The following is a 16,798-nucleotide window of genomic DNA, read 5'->3' as shown; positions in this document are numbered from 1 at the left end:
GGGCCAACGTACCATCGACCGGATATGAAAGCCGCTTCGCTGCGTTCAGGCTGCTCGGCCGGCCCGTGCCAATCCATGTTCCACGAGCCGGTCGATGATTTCGCAATAGCTGACGCCGCTTGCCGCCATTGCCTTGGAATACATGCTGATATCGGTGAAGCCGGGGATGGTGTTGATTTCATTGACCAGGAATTGCATGTCCGGCGTCAGGAAGAAGTCGATGCGGGCCATCCCGTCACAGCCGACGGCTCTGAAAGCCCTTGCGGCCACGTCCCCCATGCCTGCCTCGACCTCCGGCGGCAGATCGGCCGGCACTTTCAGCGCCGCGCCGTTCTCGTCGATGTATTTGGCATCATAGCTGTAGAAACCGTGGCTTTCCGCCGGCACGATCTCGCCGGGCCGCGAGACGAACAGGTCACCTGCCGGGTCCTCCAGCACGCTATATTCGATCTCGCGCCCACGAATGAATTCCTCGGCCAACAGCTTGCAATCGTGCCGGAAGGCTTCAGCAAGCGCTCCATCGAATTCCTGGCTGGCATGGACTTTTCTGACGCCGACAGACGATCCCTGACGCGCCGGTTTGATGAAGAGCGGCAGGCCGAGTTCGCTTTCCAGTGTGGCGAGGGCAGGCGCCGTTCCTTCATGAATCGTCACTGAGCGCGCGATTGGCAGCCCCGCCGCTTTCAGGAGCCGCTTGGCGACGTCCTTGTCCAGCGCGGTTGCCGAACCAAGGATGCCGCAGCCGGCGAGCGGCACTCGAGCCACCTCGGCCACCCCCTGCACCGAGCCGTCTTCGCCGTGGAGGCCGTGCAGGACGGGAAACAGGATGTCGATCTTCTGCAGATCATAGGGCGTGCCGTCGGCCGGGATCGCCATCATCCGTCCGCGGCCACCCGGAACCAGGCAAACTTCCATGCCGCCCGCAGGTTTTGCGAGCGTACCATCCTGGAAGCTGCTCAGCAGCCACTGTCCTTCGCGCGTGACGAAGATGGGGACGGCATCGAATTTGGCGGGCAGCAGCGCCCGCATGACATTGGTTGCTGAAAGCACCGAAACGTCATGCTCGGCGGAACGTCCGCCAAAGAGCACGGCAATACGCAGTCTGTTCAAGGAAGAGGTCATGGAAGCCTCGGTCAGAAGCGGACGGCGATACCGTCATCTCAGGTGTTTCCCATCGGCTGAAGTAAGGCGCTTTGGTCTGCCGCATTGTGTCGTCGCGGCTGATAACCCGATGACTGGCAACCTTGGCTTTTTTCGAACCGATCCACGGGTCCATGCAAAAAGACGGCCGTGAAAATCGGCACCGGCGTTAATCGTTGCGCGACGTGAACGTTGGTATATATAATTTCATCTCATGAAAGTGGCTCTGGTCGAGTTGCCGAGCCAACAGCCGAGATCATGGGACTTTGATGGTTTGCCCCTCAAGACCGGCGATCGATCCGTGGATGACTGCTTCGGCAGCAATCCTTCGGCAATCATGACGCGGCCTGTCCCGCCACATCTTCACCAATTTGGGCACCACCCCGTTTTGCGCCGGCATCCGCTTCGGCAGCATTGTGGCGCCTACGGCCTTGCGCAACGACCAGCTTTTCCAACACAATCAAAAAAAGACGCAAGAAGGGAACTACGATAACTTCCACCAGAGCTTGACAGGAGAACAAGCATGTCACTTCGGAGCATGATTTCGAATTTCTCAATGGGAGCCTTAACACTTGCCGCAGCCGCACTGACATCTTCGGCCTATGCGGCAGCGCCGGAATCCAACGACCCGATCAAGATCGCACTGTTCGATTGGACCAGCGTCAATCTGAACGCCAAGATCCTTGGCGGCATCCTCGAAAAGCTCGGCTATACCGTCGAGTATCCGACCGCCGACTATCTCTCCAGCCTGACCACCGGCCTGACCAATGGCGACATCGATGTCGGCCTGGAATTCTGGGACACGACGGCCGGCGAGGCGATGAAGGCCTCGGACGCGACGGGCCAGACCGAACGCCTCGGCAAGCTCGGGCCCAAGGCCAAGGAAGAATGGTGGTTTCCCGAATACATGAAAGAGAAATGCCCCGGCCTGCCGAACTGGGAAGCGCTGAAAGACCCGAAATGCGCCGAGGCCTTTTCGACGGCCGAAACCACACCGAAGGGGCGCTATCTCGGCGGCCCGGTGACATGGGAAGGTTTTGACGACGAACGCGTCGAGGCGCTGAAACTGCCCTTCACCGTCATCCATGCCGGCACCGATGCGGCGATGTTCGCCGAACTGGACTCGGCCTATCAGCGCAAGGCGCCGATCATGCTGTGGATCTATTCGCCGCATTGGGCGCCGGCCAAATACAAGGGCGAATGGGTCGAATTCCCCGACTATACGACAGAGTGCTACACCGACCCGAAATGGGGTGTGAACCCCGACGCGAAATATGACTGCGGCAAGCCGCATGGCGAGATCTGGAAATATTCCTGGGCCGGCATGAAGGACAAATGGCCGGTCGCCTACAAGGTCGCGAAAAACTACACGGTCGATACCGACGAGCTCAACAAGATGAGCGGCCAGATCGATCTCGAAGGCAAGACGCCGGAAGACGTCGCCGCCGCCTGGATCGCCGCCCACGAAGCCGACTGGAAAGCCTGGGCCGAGTGACCGTCTGACTGGAAATCCGACGACCCGGCCATTCGTGGCCGGGTCTCGATCTCGTGTTCCAGAAGGACGATTGCATGACCGATACGATTGAACAGGCGGCGAAAGCGGGCAACGATGCCCGCCCGATAAAGCTTGCCTGTCGCAATGTCTGGAAGCTGTTCGGGGCGGACGCGGCCAATTTCATCCGCCGGCGCGACGGCAAGGCCAGCCTGGCGGACATCGCCGCGGCCGGACTGGTTGGCGCGGTGCGCGCCGTCGATCTCGAAATCCGCCAGGGCGAGATCTTCATCATCATGGGACTTTCGGGGTCCGGCAAGTCGACGCTGGTGCGCTGCATGTCGCGGCTGATCGAGCCGACCCACGGCAAGGTCGAATTCGAGGGCAAGGATCTGCTCAAGATTTCCGATGCCGCGCTGATCGAGCTGCGACGCCACCGCATGGGCATGGTGTTCCAGAATTTTGCCTTGCTGCCGCATCTCAACGTACTGGAGAACATTGCCTTCCCACTCGGCATACAGGGGCAGGACCGGCCGACGCGCGAGGCTCGCGCGCGCGAAGTGATCGAGCTGGTCGGCTTGCGCGGCCGTGAGCATTTCTATCCGCGCGAGCTTTCTGGCGGACAGCAGCAGCGTGTCGGCATCGCCCGCAGCCTCGCCACGAAGCCGGAAATCTGGTTCCTCGACGAGCCGTTCTCGGCCCTCGATCCGCTGATCCGCCGTGAGATGCAGGACGAGCTGATGCGGCTGCAGACCATGCTGCACAAGACCATCGTCTTCATCACCCATGATTTCGACGAGGCCATCCGGCTAGCCGATCGTATCGCCATCATGAAGGACGGCGAGGTCATCCAGATCGGCACGCCGGAAGAGCTGGTGGTCAACCCGGCGACCGACTATGTCGCCGAATTCACCCGCGACGTCGACCGCGCCAAGGTGATCTCGGCGCGCAGCCTGATGCGCGCCTGCGACGGCGCCGAGTACGGCGGCACGGTCGCGCCGGATGCCAAGATCGCCAGTTTCTCGGCTGATATCGTCTCCGCCGGCAAACCGTTCGCGGTGGTCAACGGCACGGGCAAGCCTATCGGCGAAGTCACGCCGCAGGCGGTGATCGATCTTCTGGCCGGCATAGAACGTCGTGGGGCCGGCGCATGACGGTCGCGGCAAGCGCCAGCGCAGCGAGGCCCCGGCCGGTTCAAACCTGGCTGGCGATCTGGGCCTGTGCGCTCGCCGCCGTGCTTATTGTCTTCCGGCTGCAGGAAAGCCTGCCCTGGGCGGTCAATTACCCGGCCGGCGCGACCGTTCCTGTCGCCGACTGGGTCAGTGCGCTGATGAACTGGTTGAAGTCGAACTTCTCCTGGCTGACCCGCTCGATCACCGCGGTGCTCGGCGTGCCGCTCGATTTCGCGCTCGGTCTTCTGGCCAAGAATTTCAAGATCGGCCATGGCGCGGATATGATCGTCTTGCCGCGCCTGTCCTGGGTCGGCGTCTGCGCTTCCGCCTACCTTGCCGGGCGCGCCGCCGGCGGCTGGAAGCTGGGTGCGCTGGTCGGCGGCTGTTTTCTCTACATCGCGCTGTTCGGGCAGTGGACCAGCGCCATGCTGACGCTGGGCCTGATCTCGATCGCCGTGCCGTTTTGCATTGTCACCGGGCTGTTCGCCGGCATCTGGGCATGGCGCAAGCCTTGGGCCGAGAGGCTGTTGATCTCCCCTGCCCTCGATCTGATGCAGACGATCCCGACCTTCGCCTATCTGATCCCGATGCTGCTTCTGTTCGGCAACAGCCCAGTCTCGGCAATGATCGCGACGGCAATTTTCGCGACGCCGCCAATGGTGCGGGCGACGATGCTCGGCCTGTCGCGGGTGCCGTCGGAGATCGACGATTTCAGCGAGATGGCCGGCTGCACGGCTCGGCAGAAGCTGTGGCGGGTGCTGTTGCCGTCGGCGCGGCCGACATTGATGGTCGGCGTCAACCAGGTCATCATGCTGGCGCTCAATATGGTGATCATCGCCTCGATGATCGGCGCCGGTGGGCTCGGCTATGACGTGCTTTTGGCGTTGCGCGCGCTCAAGGTCGGCGAGGCCATGGAGGCTGGCCTCGCCATCGTCGCACTGGCAATTGCCCTCGACCGGCTGAGCCAGGCGATCGCCCGCAATCACGCCAAGGGCAATGTCCGCCATCAGCCCGGCACCAGTTTCTGGCGGCGCTATCCCAATCTGACGCTGGCCGTTGCCATCCTCGCCGTCAGCACGCTGCTCGGCCTGTTCGTGCCGGCCTTCGCCGCGGTGCCGAAAGCGATCACCTTCACCACCGCGCCTTTGTGGAAGGCGGCGGTGAACTGGATCACCATCAACTTCTTCGACACGATCGAAGCATTCCGCGTCGCGCTTATCCTCAATGTGCTGAACCCGGTGCGCGCCTTCTGCGAGGGTTTCCCCTGGCTCGGCGCGGTGTGTCTCCTCGGCCTTGCCGGCTACCAGCTCGGCGGCTTGCGCCTCGCCGCCCTGGTCGCGGCATTGACAGCGTTCTGCGCCGTCACCGGCCTTTGGGAAAAGACCATGGCGACGGTCTATTTGTGCGGCATCTCGGCCTTTATCGCCTGCCTGATCGGTATTCCGATCGGACTGATGGCATCGCGCAGCGACCGCTTCGAAAAGATCGTCACGCCGGTCATCGACACGCTGCAGGTGCTGCCGTCGTTCTGCTTCATCATTCCAGTGGTGATGCTGTTCAGGGTCGGCGACGTCACCGCGATGATCGCCACCGTCGCCTTCGCCGTGGTGCCGGCGATCCGCTACACCAATCACGGCATCCGGCAGGTGCCGCCGGCGCTGATCGAGGCGGCGAAGGTCTCGGGCTGCACCCCGCGTCAAACTTTCTTTCGCGTGCAGCTGCCGCTGGCGCTGCCCGAGATCATGCTCGGCGTCAACCAGACGATCCTGATGGCGCTGGCGATGATCATCATCTGCGCCATGGTCGGCACCCGCGATCTCGGCCAGGAGGTGTTCATCGCCCTGTCCAAGGCCGATTCCGGCCGCGGCATCGTCGCCGGCCTGGCCATCGCCTTCATCGGCATCGTCGCAGACCGGCTGTTCAACGCCTGGACGGCGAAGGCTCGGGCAAGGCTGGGATAGTCCGGAACAGGACGGCCTCAGTAAGCTGCCGCCAAGCGCGCCAGTAACGAGGCACCGATCCCTACGCCTAAAGACATAGCCATTCGGGATTATTGCTCGGCTTTGCCTCACATCGTACGGCTGTCATGGGACGGGTAGGCTAAACAGGAGAGCGGATTATGTCTAAACGCGTTCCCTTTACTACCGGTGATCTAGCAGATCATCAGTGGGGTATCGATGACGCCCTCACAGGTGATCCGAATACGAATATCTTGACAGGCGATGCTGGCGGCAGCCTGCTCGATTTCTCAAGAGGCGGCAACGACACCTTTACGGAAACCGCACCGTCGACCTACACCTTCTACGGCGACGCGGCTCGGAGCTTGTTCAATTTTGCTCGGGGCGGTGACGATACCTTCACCACGGGGCTGTCATCCTCCACCACCACTGCCTTTGGTGACGCGGGCGACGATATGTCGGACCATAGCAGGGGCGGCAACGATATCTTCAACAGTGGAGTGGCAAGGCAGGTAGTCGATACCTTCTATGGTGACGCCGGCGGCAAGATGTTCGGCTATGCCCGGGGCGGGGATGACACTTTCCTGACCAGCACTGTACAAGGAGCTACCCACACCTTCTACGGTGACGCGGGCGGCGAAATGTCAGATCACAGCAAGGGCGGCAACGACACCTTCCAAGGCTCCAGGCAGGCCACGAACACCTTCTTCGGTGACTCCGGCAGCAACATGTCCGGCAATGCCCAGGGCGGCGACGACAGCTATACGAGCCGGACCGACTCGCTCAACACTTTCTACGGCGATGCCGGCGGCGATATGTCGGACCATGCTCAGGGCGGCGACGACACGTTCACGGGCGCCTTCTTTTCCACCAGCACTTTCTTCGGCGATGCCGGCGGTGACATGTCGGACCATGCTCAGGGCGGCGACGACCATTACACGGATCTGGGTGGGGCGATCCCGAACAAAACCCTCTTTGGCGACGCGGGCGGGGATCTTTCCGGTTTTGCCAAAGGCGGCAACGACAACTTCACGAGCGCTGGTGGGTCCCAGACAAGTTTCTACGGTGACGCGGGCGCCAACATGTCCGACCACGCTCGCGGCGGCGACGACACGGCCGTGCTGCAAGGCACTCATAACTTAGGGTATGGCGATGCGGGCACGATGCTCGGCAGCGCTGTGGGCGGCAATGATTCCCTGACCGGCGGCGACAGGAGCTCCGGTCCGGATGTTCTAAGCGAGTTGTACGGCGATGCCCTCGCCATGTCCGGTTCCGGCCAGGGCGGCAACGACATTCTTACCGGGGGCGACAACAACGAAACCGGCCAGGTCCGCAACTTCCTGTGCGGCGACGCCCTGCAAATGTCCGGTTCGGCCAAGGGTGGAAACGATACCCTGTACGCCGGGAGCGCGGCACCCGGCTGCACGGTCATCAACGACATGTGGGGTGACGGACAACTGAGCGAACTGGCTCAGGGCGGCAGAGACCAGTTCATATTCAAGGACGATGGTTCAATGACGGTCGGAACCCAAAACACCATCTACGACTTCAGCCAGACCCAAGGCGACACCATTGTGTTTAGTGGCGTGGAGGGCGTGCAATCGTTCGATGATCTCACAATTGCGCAAAGTGGAACCGACACCATCATTACCGCGGGAGTCGATCAAGTTACTCTCGCAAACTTTACGAACCCGCTGACGACGAGTGACTTTTTGTTCGTCTGAAAGCGAAGCTCTTATCGCATTCGAAGAGCGGGAATGCGTGAGAATTCGTTGTGCATCGTCGCGCGGCCGGTCGCCCCAATTCTGCTCGACCGGCCGATCGACAATCCAAGCCGCAGTTATGAATCAAGCGGCCAGGAATCTTTCGGTCAAACGAGCCCAGAGCGCGGCGCCGACGGTCAAATTGCCGTCGTTGAAATCATATTTCGAGCTGTGAAGGATGGCTGAATCCTCGCCGTTGCCGAGGCGCAGGAAGCAACCGGGTTTGTGTTCGAGGAAATAAGAAAAATCTTCGCTGCCGGGGATCAACGGGCAGACGGACACCTTATCCTTGCCGACGAGTTCGACAGCGACGTCTGTCGCAAAGGACGTCTCGCCCTCGGAATTGATCACCACCGGGTAGCCGCGCTCGTAATCGATCTCGACTATTGCGCCATGCGCCTGCGCCACAAGTTCTGCGATGTTGCGAATACGCTGCTCGAGCGTGTCGCGGATCTCGGCCGAGAAGGAGCGGACGCTCAGCGTGATCTCGGCGTGTTCCGGGATGACGTTGGAGGCCGTGCCGCCGTGAATGGTGCCGACGGTAACGACAGCCGTCTCGATCGGGTTGACGTTGCGCGACACAACCGTCTGCAGGGTCATGACGATGTTGGCGGCGGCGACGATCGGGTCGACCGTCAGGTGCGGGCGCGAGGCGTGGCCGCCACGCCCGGCGATCCTGATGGTGACGGTATCGCTCGCCGCCATCAGCGGCCCGGCGCGCATCAAGAATGAACCCGCCGGCGCGCCCGGATGGTTGTGCAGCCCGAATATCGCATCGCAGGGAAAGCGTTCGAACAGGCCGTCGGCGATCATCGCCTGCGCCCCGCTTCCCTTGCCGGCTTCCTCGGCCGGCTGGAAGATGAGGTTGACCGTGCCATTGAAGTGCCTTGTGCGCGCCAAGTATTCAGCCGCGCCGAGCAGCATTGTGGTATGGCCGTCATGGCCGCAGGCGTGCATCTTGCCGCTGGCCTGGCTGGCATAAGGGAGATTGGTCGCTTCGGTGATCGGCAAGGCGTCCATGTCGGCACGGATGGCGATGCTGCGGCCGCTGCCCTGGCGCAGGCGGCCGACGACGCCGAGGCCGCCGACATTGCGCGTCACCTCGTAGCCCCAGCCTTCGAGCCGTTCAGCAACGTATGCAGCGGTTTCGTGCTCCTGGAAGGAAAGCTCGGGATGCGCGTGCAGGTGCTGGCGAGCCGCCGCAAGCTCGGCGGCCTTGTCGGCGAAGTCGGAAATATCGGCGAACTGGTTGGAGGTCTTTGGCATGGGAGGTCCTTTGCCGGCCGAGCAGGTAATCGCGCCGGCTTTGCTTTAGATGAAACGGCTCAAGAAAGCCCGCGTGCGCGGGTGCCTGGGTTTAGCGAGAACCTCGTCCGGAGGCCCGGCCTCGATCACATTGCCGTCGTCCATGAACACCACCCGATCCGCCGCTTCGCGCGCGAAGCCGATCTCATGCGTGACCACGATCATGGTCAAGCCCTGCCTGGCGAGATCGCGCATGGTGGCGAGCACCTCGCCGACCAGCTCCGGATCGAGCGCCGACGTCGGCTCGTCGAAGAGCATCAATTTCGGGCGGATGGCGAGCGCGCGGGCGATGGCGACGCGCTGCTGCTGGCCGCCTGAAAGCTGGCGCGGATAGGCGTCGATCTTTTCGGCGAGGCCGACACGGGTCAGCAGTTCGCGGGCGTAGCCGATCGCCTCCTTGCGGTTCTCCCGGTGAACGCCGACCGGAGCCTCGATGACGTTCTGCAGGGTCGTCATGTGGGGATAGAGATTGAACTGCTGGAACACCATGCCAATCTTGCGCCGCTGCGCGGCGATCGCGCGGTCGGAAAGCTTGTCGAGGCGGCCGTCGTGCAGCCGGTAACCGATCTGCTCGCCGTCCACCTCGATCGACCCTTGATCGATCGCCTCGAGATGATTGATGCATCGCAGGAAGGTTGATTTGCCGGAGCCGGACGGCCCGAGAATGACCACCACCTCGCCAGGCGCGACGTCCAGATCGATGCCCTTCAGCACCTCGAGCGGGCCGAAGGCCTTGTGAACGTTGCGCGCCCGGACCAGGGGCGTGTCATGCGCGCTCATTGGCGGCCTCCAGGGCGGCGGTCGCCGTCTTCTCGCGGGCGCCGCGGTCGCCGCGGCTGTAGTGGCGTTCGATCGCGCCCTGCGCGACGTTGAGAACCGAGGTGATCAGCAGATACCAGAGCACTGCAACCATCAGCAGCGGAATGATTTCGAAGGTGCGATTGTAGATCGACTGCACCGAGTAGAGCAGGTCGGCCATGGCGATGACGCTGACCAGCGACGTCGCCTTGATCATGCTGATCAGCTGATTGCCGGTCGGCGGGACGATCGACCGCATCGCCTGTGGGATGATGATGCGCCGCAAGGCCCGCGCGCGGGTCATGCCGAAGGCTTCAGCCGTTTCGGCCTGCCCCTTGTCCACCGACAGCAGCCCGCCACGGATGATCTCGGCCATGTAGGCGGCCTCGTTCAGCGCCAGACCAAGAACCGCGGCCGTCAAAGGCGTGATCAGGTCGTTGGTGTCCCAGCTGGCGAAGCCGATGGAGATGCGCGGAAACAACGTCGAAAGGTTGTACCACAGGATCAATTGCACCAGCAGCGGCGTTCCCCGGAAGAACCAGATGAACAGGCCGGAGAGAAGGGAAGCCAGCCTGTCCTTCGACATACGCGCGATGGCGAGCAGCAATCCGAGCACGATACCCAGGATCATCGCCACGACCGTCAGGCCGAGCGTTACGGAAAGCCCCTGCATGACCGTCGGATCGAAGAAATACTGGGCGACCACAGGCCAGCCGAAATTCGGGTTGACCGCAACGATATAGGCGAAGCCTGCCGCCACCACGACGGTGAATGCCCAGAGCGCCAGCCGGACGAGCGGAAACGGCCGGTGGGCTCGTTTGATGTCGCGCAGCGCGTCGTCCGGACGTCGCGGCACCTCGGCCGCGTAGGCAGCGGTCGCGTCGGTCATGGCAGCCTCTACTGGCCCTGGTTGATGCCGGGCGCGTCGATCATGTTCTTCTCGAGGCCCCACTTCTTCATGACCGCGGCGTAGGTGCCGTTCTTCATCAGGATCTTGAAGGCGTCGAGCAGTACACCGCCCAGCGGCGAGCCCTTCTTGACGACGGCGCCTTGATAGATGTCCTTGAAGCCATTGGCCTGGCCGACACCTGAAAGTTCCAGTTGGCCCTTCGCCTGCTCGACGAAGAAGGTCAGCGGCGCCTGCGAGGAAAAGAATGCGTCAGAGCGTCTCGACCGGACGGCCAGTATCGAGCTCGGCTGGTCGGTGAAGGATTGCACCTCGACGGCCGGCTTGCCGCCCTCGGTGCATTTCTGCGCCTGCTGCTTGATGACCTTTTCTGCCGAGCCACCCGACATCACGGCAATGCGCTTGCCGCACGCGGTGTCGAGCGAGGTGATGCCTTGCGGGTTGCCCTTCTCGACGGCGAAGACGACGTATTCGCGCACCCAATCGACGAAGTCGTTGGATTTCTGCCGGTCGGGATAGTCGCCGACAGGCCCCATCGCGAACTGATAACGGCCGGCATTGATGCCGCTCAGCAAAGCCGGCAGGCCGGCGACCGAGGCGTGATCGACCTCAACACCGAGCAGCTGGCCGATGGCGTCGGAAATGTCCCTGGTCGCCCCCGACAGTTCGGTGCCGGTGACGATCTCATAGGGCGGGAACGAGCCGTTGTTGACGGCGGTGATCTTTCCCGCCGTGCGGATCTCTTCCGGCAGCCGGGCGCGCAAGTCTTCGTTCACCGATTGCTTCTGGATATCCTGGGCAAAGCTGGCCTGCGCCAGCATGGTGACGAGCGAGGCGAATATGAAGCTGATTGTCCTCATGGCATTCTCCTTCGTGTTCTTCGTTGCGCGTTGTCAGGCTGCGGTGGCCCGCGACCTGGCTTCGAAAGGAAACAAGGCTTCGGCGGAAATCGGTTCCGTCAGAATGCCCTGGGCATGGAGCTCGGTGACGAAATCCTCGATCATGCGCCGGTTGGCAGGCAGGCCGCTGGCGTTCCAGGAGGCAGGCAGGTCGCGCCCCGCATGAAGCAGCTCCTCGAGGATCCAGGGCGAGGTGTCGGCATATTTTCGGCGCTTTGCCGTCCAGACGCGCTGGCTTTCGTCGATCAGCCTGGCGAGTTCGTGAGGCAGCCAGGGATGCTCCCTGGCCAGGGCGGCCTTGACGGCGACCAGATGCATGCCCGGGACATAACCGACGTCGGCGAAATAGGCGCGTTCGGCAGAACGAAAATCGCGCAGCACTTGCCGGAAGCCGGAAGCCGGGTCGAAAAAGCCGTCCGGCATGAAGGGCGTGAAAACGGCGTCGAGCTCGCCTTGCGCCAGCAGCTCCATCATCGGGCGTTCGCCCGGTGCCGCTTCGATGCGCCCCGGCCTGCCGAATCCGTCGAGGCGGTCGGCGATCGGGTGCTCCGATGTCAGCCTGCCGGCGAACCAATAGGCATCCTCGACGCCGATGCCTTCCCGGCGAAGCGCCGCGCGTGTCCATGTGTTGCCGGAATCGCGCCAGCCGGTCACGCCGATGCGTTTGCCGGCAAGGTCGGAGAGCCGCTCCAGCGGACTGTCCTCGACCGTGATGATGCAGCGGTGGCGAAAGCCGCGCATGATGAAGCACGGTAGTCCAACCACCGTATCCCGGCCCGCCGCCATGGCCGACACATAACGGCTGAATGAGACCTCCGCCGCATCGTATTTCGGATCGGTGCCGAGATCCGCGATCAGCGTGGCGACGCGGTCAACCTTCACCGACAAGCGGCTGGAGGCGACGTCACCCAGCACCAAAGGGGTGAGATAATCCCAATCGCGGGTGGCTATAGTGATGGAGACGGGCATCGGCATGAACTTCAAAGCTATGTTTGACCGGCGATTGGTAAATGTTTATTTTTGGCCGATCAAATGTTATTATGTTATTGAACATTAGCTTTAACGGTCGCGGGTGCCGATGGATTTCGATGCAGGATGGTTCGCTGAACGCCTTGGCGACCGCACGACGCGCGGCATCGCGCGCGAGACCAGTGCGCTAATCAGAAACGGCGCGCTGCCTGTTGGCGCAAAACTTCCGCCGGTGCGCGATCTGGCCTATGTGCTCGGCGTCAGCCCGGCGACTGTCTCGCAGGCATGGAGCGAGCTGCGGCGCTACAAGATCATCGGCGGCCGTGGGCGCAACGGCACCTGGATCATGGGCAACCGCTTTGCCGCCCGGCCGGAGCGCCACATGAGCGGCGGCAATTACGGTGCGGACGTTCTGAACCTGGCGATCGCGGAGCCCGATGTGCAGCTCTTGCCGCCGCTCGGCATCGCGCTGGCGCATGGCGCGCGCGCCGAAAAGCTCAACAGCTACGAGCGGGTGCGCATCCTGCCCGAGCTGGAGGCCGCAGTGCGCCCGTCATGGCCGTACGATCCCGGCGCGTTCCTGGCCACCAATGGCGGTTACAACGCCATCTACACCTTGCTGCATGCGCTGGTCCCGCCGGGAGCGCCGGTGGCCATCGAGAACCCGACGGCGCTTCGCCTGCTCGACATCCTCGAGGATCTCGACGTGCCGATCATTCCGGTGGACTGCGACAGTGAAGGCCCCTTGCCGGATGCACTTGCCGACGCTCTGCGGCAGCGGCCCGTCGCGTTCCTGTTCCAGCCGCGCGTCCATTCGGTGACCGGCGCCTGCATGTCGTCGGCGCGGCTGGAAGTCATCGGCGACCTGCTCGCCGGCACCGACGTGCTGATTGTCGAAGATGACGGCGTCGGCGATATTGCCTCGGCGCCGCGCATCTCGCTGGGCCGGCGTTTTCCCGATCGCGTCGTCCATATCCTGTCCTATTCCAAGACCCATGGCCCGGACCTGCGGCTCGCCGTCCTGTCCGGATCGGCGACGATCGTCGAGCAGATCCAGTCCTACCGCAGCTTCAGCTCGGGATGGACCAGCCGTATCCTGCAGGCGGCCACCGCCTGGCTGCTGCAGGACCCGGCCACGGCCGCCCTGGTCGAGCAGGCGAAGGAGGTCTATCGCCGCCGCCGCGAACGGCTCGCCGGCGAACTGGCGAAACGCGATGTCGCGATCGACGCCGGATACGGTCTCAGCGTCCTCATTCCGGTTGCCTCGGAACCTTACGCAATGGTCACGCTGGCCGCGCACGGCATCGCGGTCCATGCCGGAGCGAAGTTTTCGACAGGAAAAACGAACGCTGTCCGCGTCGCGACCAGCATCCTGGACGAGGAGCACCTCGAGCACGTCGCAAATTCCCTGGCGCTGGCAGCCAACCCGGCGCGGGAAGTTATCTGAGGCAAGGCAATCGTCGTTCGGACTGCCTACTCCGCCGCGACGCCCTTTACCTCGAGATAGCTCTCCATCGAATCGTCCATCGCCTGCAGCCAAGGCGTATGGTGCAGCGGCGCCATCGTGCCGGTCATCAGCGAGCGATAGGCGTTGTCGCGGAAGCCCATAATGTCTTCCGCCTTGTGGTGCTCCCATTCCATGAAGGTCTGGTTGACAGCCTCGACATCGAAGCCGGGATAGTCGGTCTGCTCCATCAACTCCCTGGTGTAGTCGCCCTGGAACCAGATCATCTGCTCGGCGTCTTCCAGCGTTTCCTCGCGTGCCCGCCACTTTTTGCCGTGCTCGGCCATCGCTTCGGCCGAGGGCAGCTTGATGCGGCCCATGATGACGTCGCGGGCGAACCAGGCCTGCGCGTCGAACATGTTGAAGGTGTAGAACTGGTCCTGCATGCCGATATAGGACAGCTTCGGGTTTTTCTCCCAGACGACGCCCTCGTAGAGCCCGTCCGGCCACATGCGGTTGGCGGTCTTCAGCTTCAGGTCCTCGGTCAGGAACGGGAAGGAGTGGAGATAGCCGGTGCACAGGATGATGGCGTCGACGTCTCTGGTGCTGCCGTCCTTGAAATGCGCCGTCTTGCCGACGACCTTCTGCAGCAGCGGCACTTCCTTCCAGTTCTCCGGCCATTTGAAGCCCATCGGCTTCGAGCGGTAGCTCGAGGTGATCGATTTGGCGCCGTATTTGTAGCATTGCGAGCCGATGTCCTCGGCCGAATAAGAACGGCCGATGATCAAAATGTCCTTGCCCTTGAATTCCATCGCGTCGCGGAAATCGTGGCTGTGCAGGATGCGACCATTGAAGGTCGAGAAGCCCTCGAAATAGGGAACGTTGGGCACGGAGAAATGCCCCGAAGCGACGACGACATTGTCGAATTCTTCCGAGTAGGTGACGTCGTTGGTGCGATCATGCGCGGTGACGGTGAACTTCTTCGTCGCGTCGGAAAAGGTGACCATGCGCACCGGGCTGTTGAAGCGCACCCATTGGCGCACGCCGGATTTTTCGACGCGGCCCTTGATGTAGTCCCACAGGACGGCGCGTGGCGGATAGGAGCCGATCGGCCGGCCAAAATGCTCCTCGAACGTATAGTCGGCGAATTCGAGGCATTCCTTCGGGCCGTTCGACCAAAGGTAACGGTACATCGAGCCATGCACCGGGTCGCCGTGCTCGTCGAGGCCGGTGCGCCAGGTGTAGTTCCACAGGCCGCCCCAGTCGGACTGCTTTTCGAAGCAGACGATCTCGGGAATATCGGCGCCCTTGTCGGCGGCCGACTTGAAGGCCCTGAGCTGGGCCATGCCGGATGGCCCGGCTCCGATGACGGCAACACGATCTTTCATTGCGGGCCTCCCGATCTCATTTCTCTAACGAAACAAATTTCACTGACAGGACAGTAATTGCCCCTTCGATGCTGTCAACAGGGCTTGTCGCGAAACCCTCGGTTCACCAAGCTGGATTTCCAGGCGACGCGGTAGCTCGGACGAAATCCGGACATTGCGCAATTCGACACGGCTGGCTTGCCGTAAGAGTTGCGCTTCTGTATCGGCACCGAATATGTTCACCGGGAGTGAAATGAATCGGCAAGGTCCGGGGTGGCGAAAATGGCAAAAAAAGCATCCAGTCTAAAGCCTGCTGCGGCCGTCGTCGCCGCCAAAGCCAAGCCGTCGGTCGCTGCAATCGATCCGCGCAAGATACGCGCGCCGCTCACCCAGAACCCGCACGCCATTCGCGACACCCGCGAAAAAGTGCTGGAGGTCGCCATCGGCCGCGAGGTGCGGGCCTTCCGCAAGAAGCTCGGCATCACCGTCGCCGATCTGGCTGCCGCCACCGACATTTCGCTTGGCATGCTGTCGAAGATCGAGAACGGCATCACCTCGCCGTCGCTGACCACCTTGCAGGCGCTGTCACGGGCGCTCGGCGTCCCTGTCACCGCTTTCTTCCGCCGCTTCGAAGAAGAGCGCAGCGCCGTCTTCGTCAAGGCCGGCGAAGGCCTCGACGTCGAGCGCCGCGGCACGCGCGCCGGCCACCAGTACAATCTGCTCGGCCATATCGGCTCCAACACCAGCGGCGTCGTCGTGGAACCCTATCTGATCACGCTGACCGAGGATTCCGACGTGTTCCCGACCTTCCAGCACGAGGGCATGGAATTCCTCTATATGCTCGAAGGCGAGGTGGTTTACCGGCACGGCAGCAATCTCTACCCGATGAAACCCGGCGACAGCCTGTTCTTCGACGCAGACGCGCCGCACGGACCGGAAGTGCTGAGCGTCCTGCCGATGCGCTATCTCTCGATCATCTGCTACCCGCAAAGCGCGGGGTAACGGAGATCGGTCTCCCCCTTGGTCGCCTTGGGAGCGAGATCGGCGGCTTCGCGACGGCTACTCTTTTGCAGCATTGGTAGTTGGCGAAAGCCGAAGTGACATTCGATCTCCCCCCTAGAGGGGGAGATGTCCGGCAGGACAGAGGGGGGCGAACCGCGATGACGCATAATCTAGTATCCGCCAACAACCGCCGCAATGCGCGCAGGATGCGCAAGGTGATGACCGATGCCGAACTCAAGCTTTGGAATGAGATCAGGGCACACAGGCTGATGGGACTGGGGTTTCGGCGCCAGATGCCTATCGCCGGCCATGTCGTCGATTTTGCATGCCCGGACAAAAAGCTGATCGTCGAGCTTGATGGTTCCCAGCATGGCCAGGCCGAAACATCGGAATCGGACGCTGCAAGAACCGCCAAGTTCGAAGCGCTGGGCTGGACAGTCCTGCGCTTCTGGAACGACGATGTCATTCGCGATATCGACAATGTCTGCCAGCATGTCGTGATCGTGGCTGGGCTGGGCGGCGCGTCGTGAGCTTCGCGGAGGCGCTGGAGTGGACATTGGGCAAGGCCGGCGCTCCACGGCG

The 16,798-nt window shown here is 62.5% G+C and carries 14 protein-coding genes; 7 read left to right on the top strand and 7 right to left on the bottom strand.

Annotated features, from left to right (window positions below; translation table 11 throughout):
* Nucleotides 1–45 precede the first annotated feature (45 nt).
* Nucleotides 46–1,122: a D-alanine--D-alanine ligase family protein gene (locus tag AC0L2Y_RS01190; protein WP_473553193.1), complete on the bottom strand. Its 1,077-nt coding sequence runs from the start codon at nucleotides 1,120–1,122 to the stop codon at nucleotides 46–48.
* A gap of 541 nt (nucleotides 1,123–1,663) precedes the next feature.
* Between AC0L2Y_RS01190 and AC0L2Y_RS01185 the strand changes: the two genes are divergently transcribed.
* From AC0L2Y_RS01185 to AC0L2Y_RS01170, 4 genes are all read left to right on the top strand, one after another.
* Nucleotides 1,664–2,635, top strand: coding sequence for an ABC transporter substrate-binding protein (locus AC0L2Y_RS01185; protein ID WP_352489517.1), 972 nt, complete (start codon nucleotides 1,664–1,666; stop codon nucleotides 2,633–2,635).
* A 74-nt stretch (nucleotides 2,636–2,709) separates the two neighbouring features.
* Nucleotides 2,710–3,786, top strand: a complete 1,077-nt coding sequence (locus AC0L2Y_RS01180; protein WP_473553190.1) for a quaternary amine ABC transporter ATP-binding protein — start codon at nucleotides 2,710–2,712, stop codon at nucleotides 3,784–3,786.
* Nucleotides 3,783–5,765: an ABC transporter permease gene (locus tag AC0L2Y_RS01175; RefSeq protein ID WP_473553187.1), complete on the top strand. Its 1,983-nt coding sequence runs from the start codon at nucleotides 3,783–3,785 to the stop codon at nucleotides 5,763–5,765. Before AC0L2Y_RS01180 ends, AC0L2Y_RS01175 begins: the two co-directional genes overlap by 4 nt.
* A 158-nt stretch (nucleotides 5,766–5,923) precedes the next feature.
* Nucleotides 5,924–7,486, top strand: coding sequence for a hypothetical protein (locus AC0L2Y_RS01170; protein ID WP_473553185.1), 1,563 nt, complete (start codon nucleotides 5,924–5,926; stop codon nucleotides 7,484–7,486).
* A 123-nt stretch (nucleotides 7,487–7,609) separates the two neighbouring features.
* Here the strand turns inward: AC0L2Y_RS01170 and AC0L2Y_RS01165 are convergent, their stop codons facing one another.
* The 5 genes from AC0L2Y_RS01165 to AC0L2Y_RS01145 form a co-directional block, all read right to left on the bottom strand.
* Entirely contained in the window at nucleotides 7,610–8,791 is a 1,182-nt protein-coding gene (locus tag AC0L2Y_RS01165) for a M20 aminoacylase family protein (RefSeq protein WP_473553183.1), read from the bottom strand.
* A 45-nt stretch (nucleotides 8,792–8,836) separates the two neighbouring features.
* Complete coding sequence (locus AC0L2Y_RS01160) at nucleotides 8,837–9,610, bottom strand: amino acid ABC transporter ATP-binding protein (protein WP_473553180.1); 774 nt, start codon at nucleotides 9,608–9,610, stop codon at nucleotides 8,837–8,839.
* Nucleotides 9,597–10,517 carry an amino acid ABC transporter permease gene (locus tag AC0L2Y_RS01155; protein ID WP_473553177.1) on the bottom strand — a complete coding sequence of 307 codons (921 nt, stop codon included), beginning with the start codon at nucleotides 10,515–10,517 and terminating at the stop codon, nucleotides 9,597–9,599. The genes AC0L2Y_RS01160 and AC0L2Y_RS01155 overlap by 14 nt, the downstream gene beginning before the upstream one ends.
* 8 nt (nucleotides 10,518–10,525) lie before the next feature.
* Nucleotides 10,526–11,356, bottom strand: a complete 831-nt coding sequence (locus AC0L2Y_RS01150) for an ABC transporter substrate-binding protein (RefSeq protein ID WP_473553673.1) — start codon at nucleotides 11,354–11,356, stop codon at nucleotides 10,526–10,528.
* 72 nt (nucleotides 11,357–11,428) lie between these two features.
* On the bottom strand, nucleotides 11,429–12,403 hold the full coding sequence (locus AC0L2Y_RS01145) for a substrate-binding domain-containing protein (RefSeq protein ID WP_473553174.1): 975 nt from the start codon (nucleotides 12,401–12,403) through the stop codon (nucleotides 11,429–11,431).
* A 109-nt stretch (nucleotides 12,404–12,512) separates the two neighbouring features.
* On the opposite strand from AC0L2Y_RS01145, the gene AC0L2Y_RS01140 reads away from it, so the two are divergent.
* The gene (locus AC0L2Y_RS01140; protein WP_473553171.1) at nucleotides 12,513–13,850 is read left to right on the top strand and encodes an aminotransferase-like domain-containing protein; all 1,338 of its coding nucleotides are present in this window, start codon (nucleotides 12,513–12,515) and stop codon (nucleotides 13,848–13,850) included.
* A 26-nt stretch (nucleotides 13,851–13,876) separates the two neighbouring features.
* Here AC0L2Y_RS01140 and AC0L2Y_RS01135 read toward each other — a convergent pair whose 3' ends face one another.
* Nucleotides 13,877–15,235 (bottom strand): NAD(P)-binding domain-containing protein, encoded by a 1,359-nt coding sequence (locus AC0L2Y_RS01135; RefSeq protein ID WP_473553169.1) that lies wholly within the window; start codon nucleotides 15,233–15,235, stop codon nucleotides 13,877–13,879.
* 261 nt (nucleotides 15,236–15,496) lie between these two features.
* On the opposite strand from AC0L2Y_RS01135, the gene AC0L2Y_RS01130 reads away from it, so the two are divergent.
* Nucleotides 15,497–16,216: a helix-turn-helix domain-containing protein gene (locus AC0L2Y_RS01130; RefSeq protein WP_352452528.1), complete on the top strand. Its 720-nt coding sequence runs from the start codon at nucleotides 15,497–15,499 to the stop codon at nucleotides 16,214–16,216.
* Nucleotides 16,217–16,374: 158 nt separating this feature from the next.
* Nucleotides 16,375–16,746, top strand: a complete 372-nt coding sequence (locus AC0L2Y_RS01125; protein ID WP_352489505.1) for an endonuclease domain-containing protein — start codon at nucleotides 16,375–16,377, stop codon at nucleotides 16,744–16,746.
* Nucleotides 16,747–16,798 lie beyond the last annotated feature (52 nt).

The sequence above is a fragment of the Mesorhizobium sp. WSM4830 genome (assembly GCF_055811495.1).
Note: the sequence above shows the minus strand (reverse complement) of the source record. Positions and strands in the feature narration are given on the sequence as shown.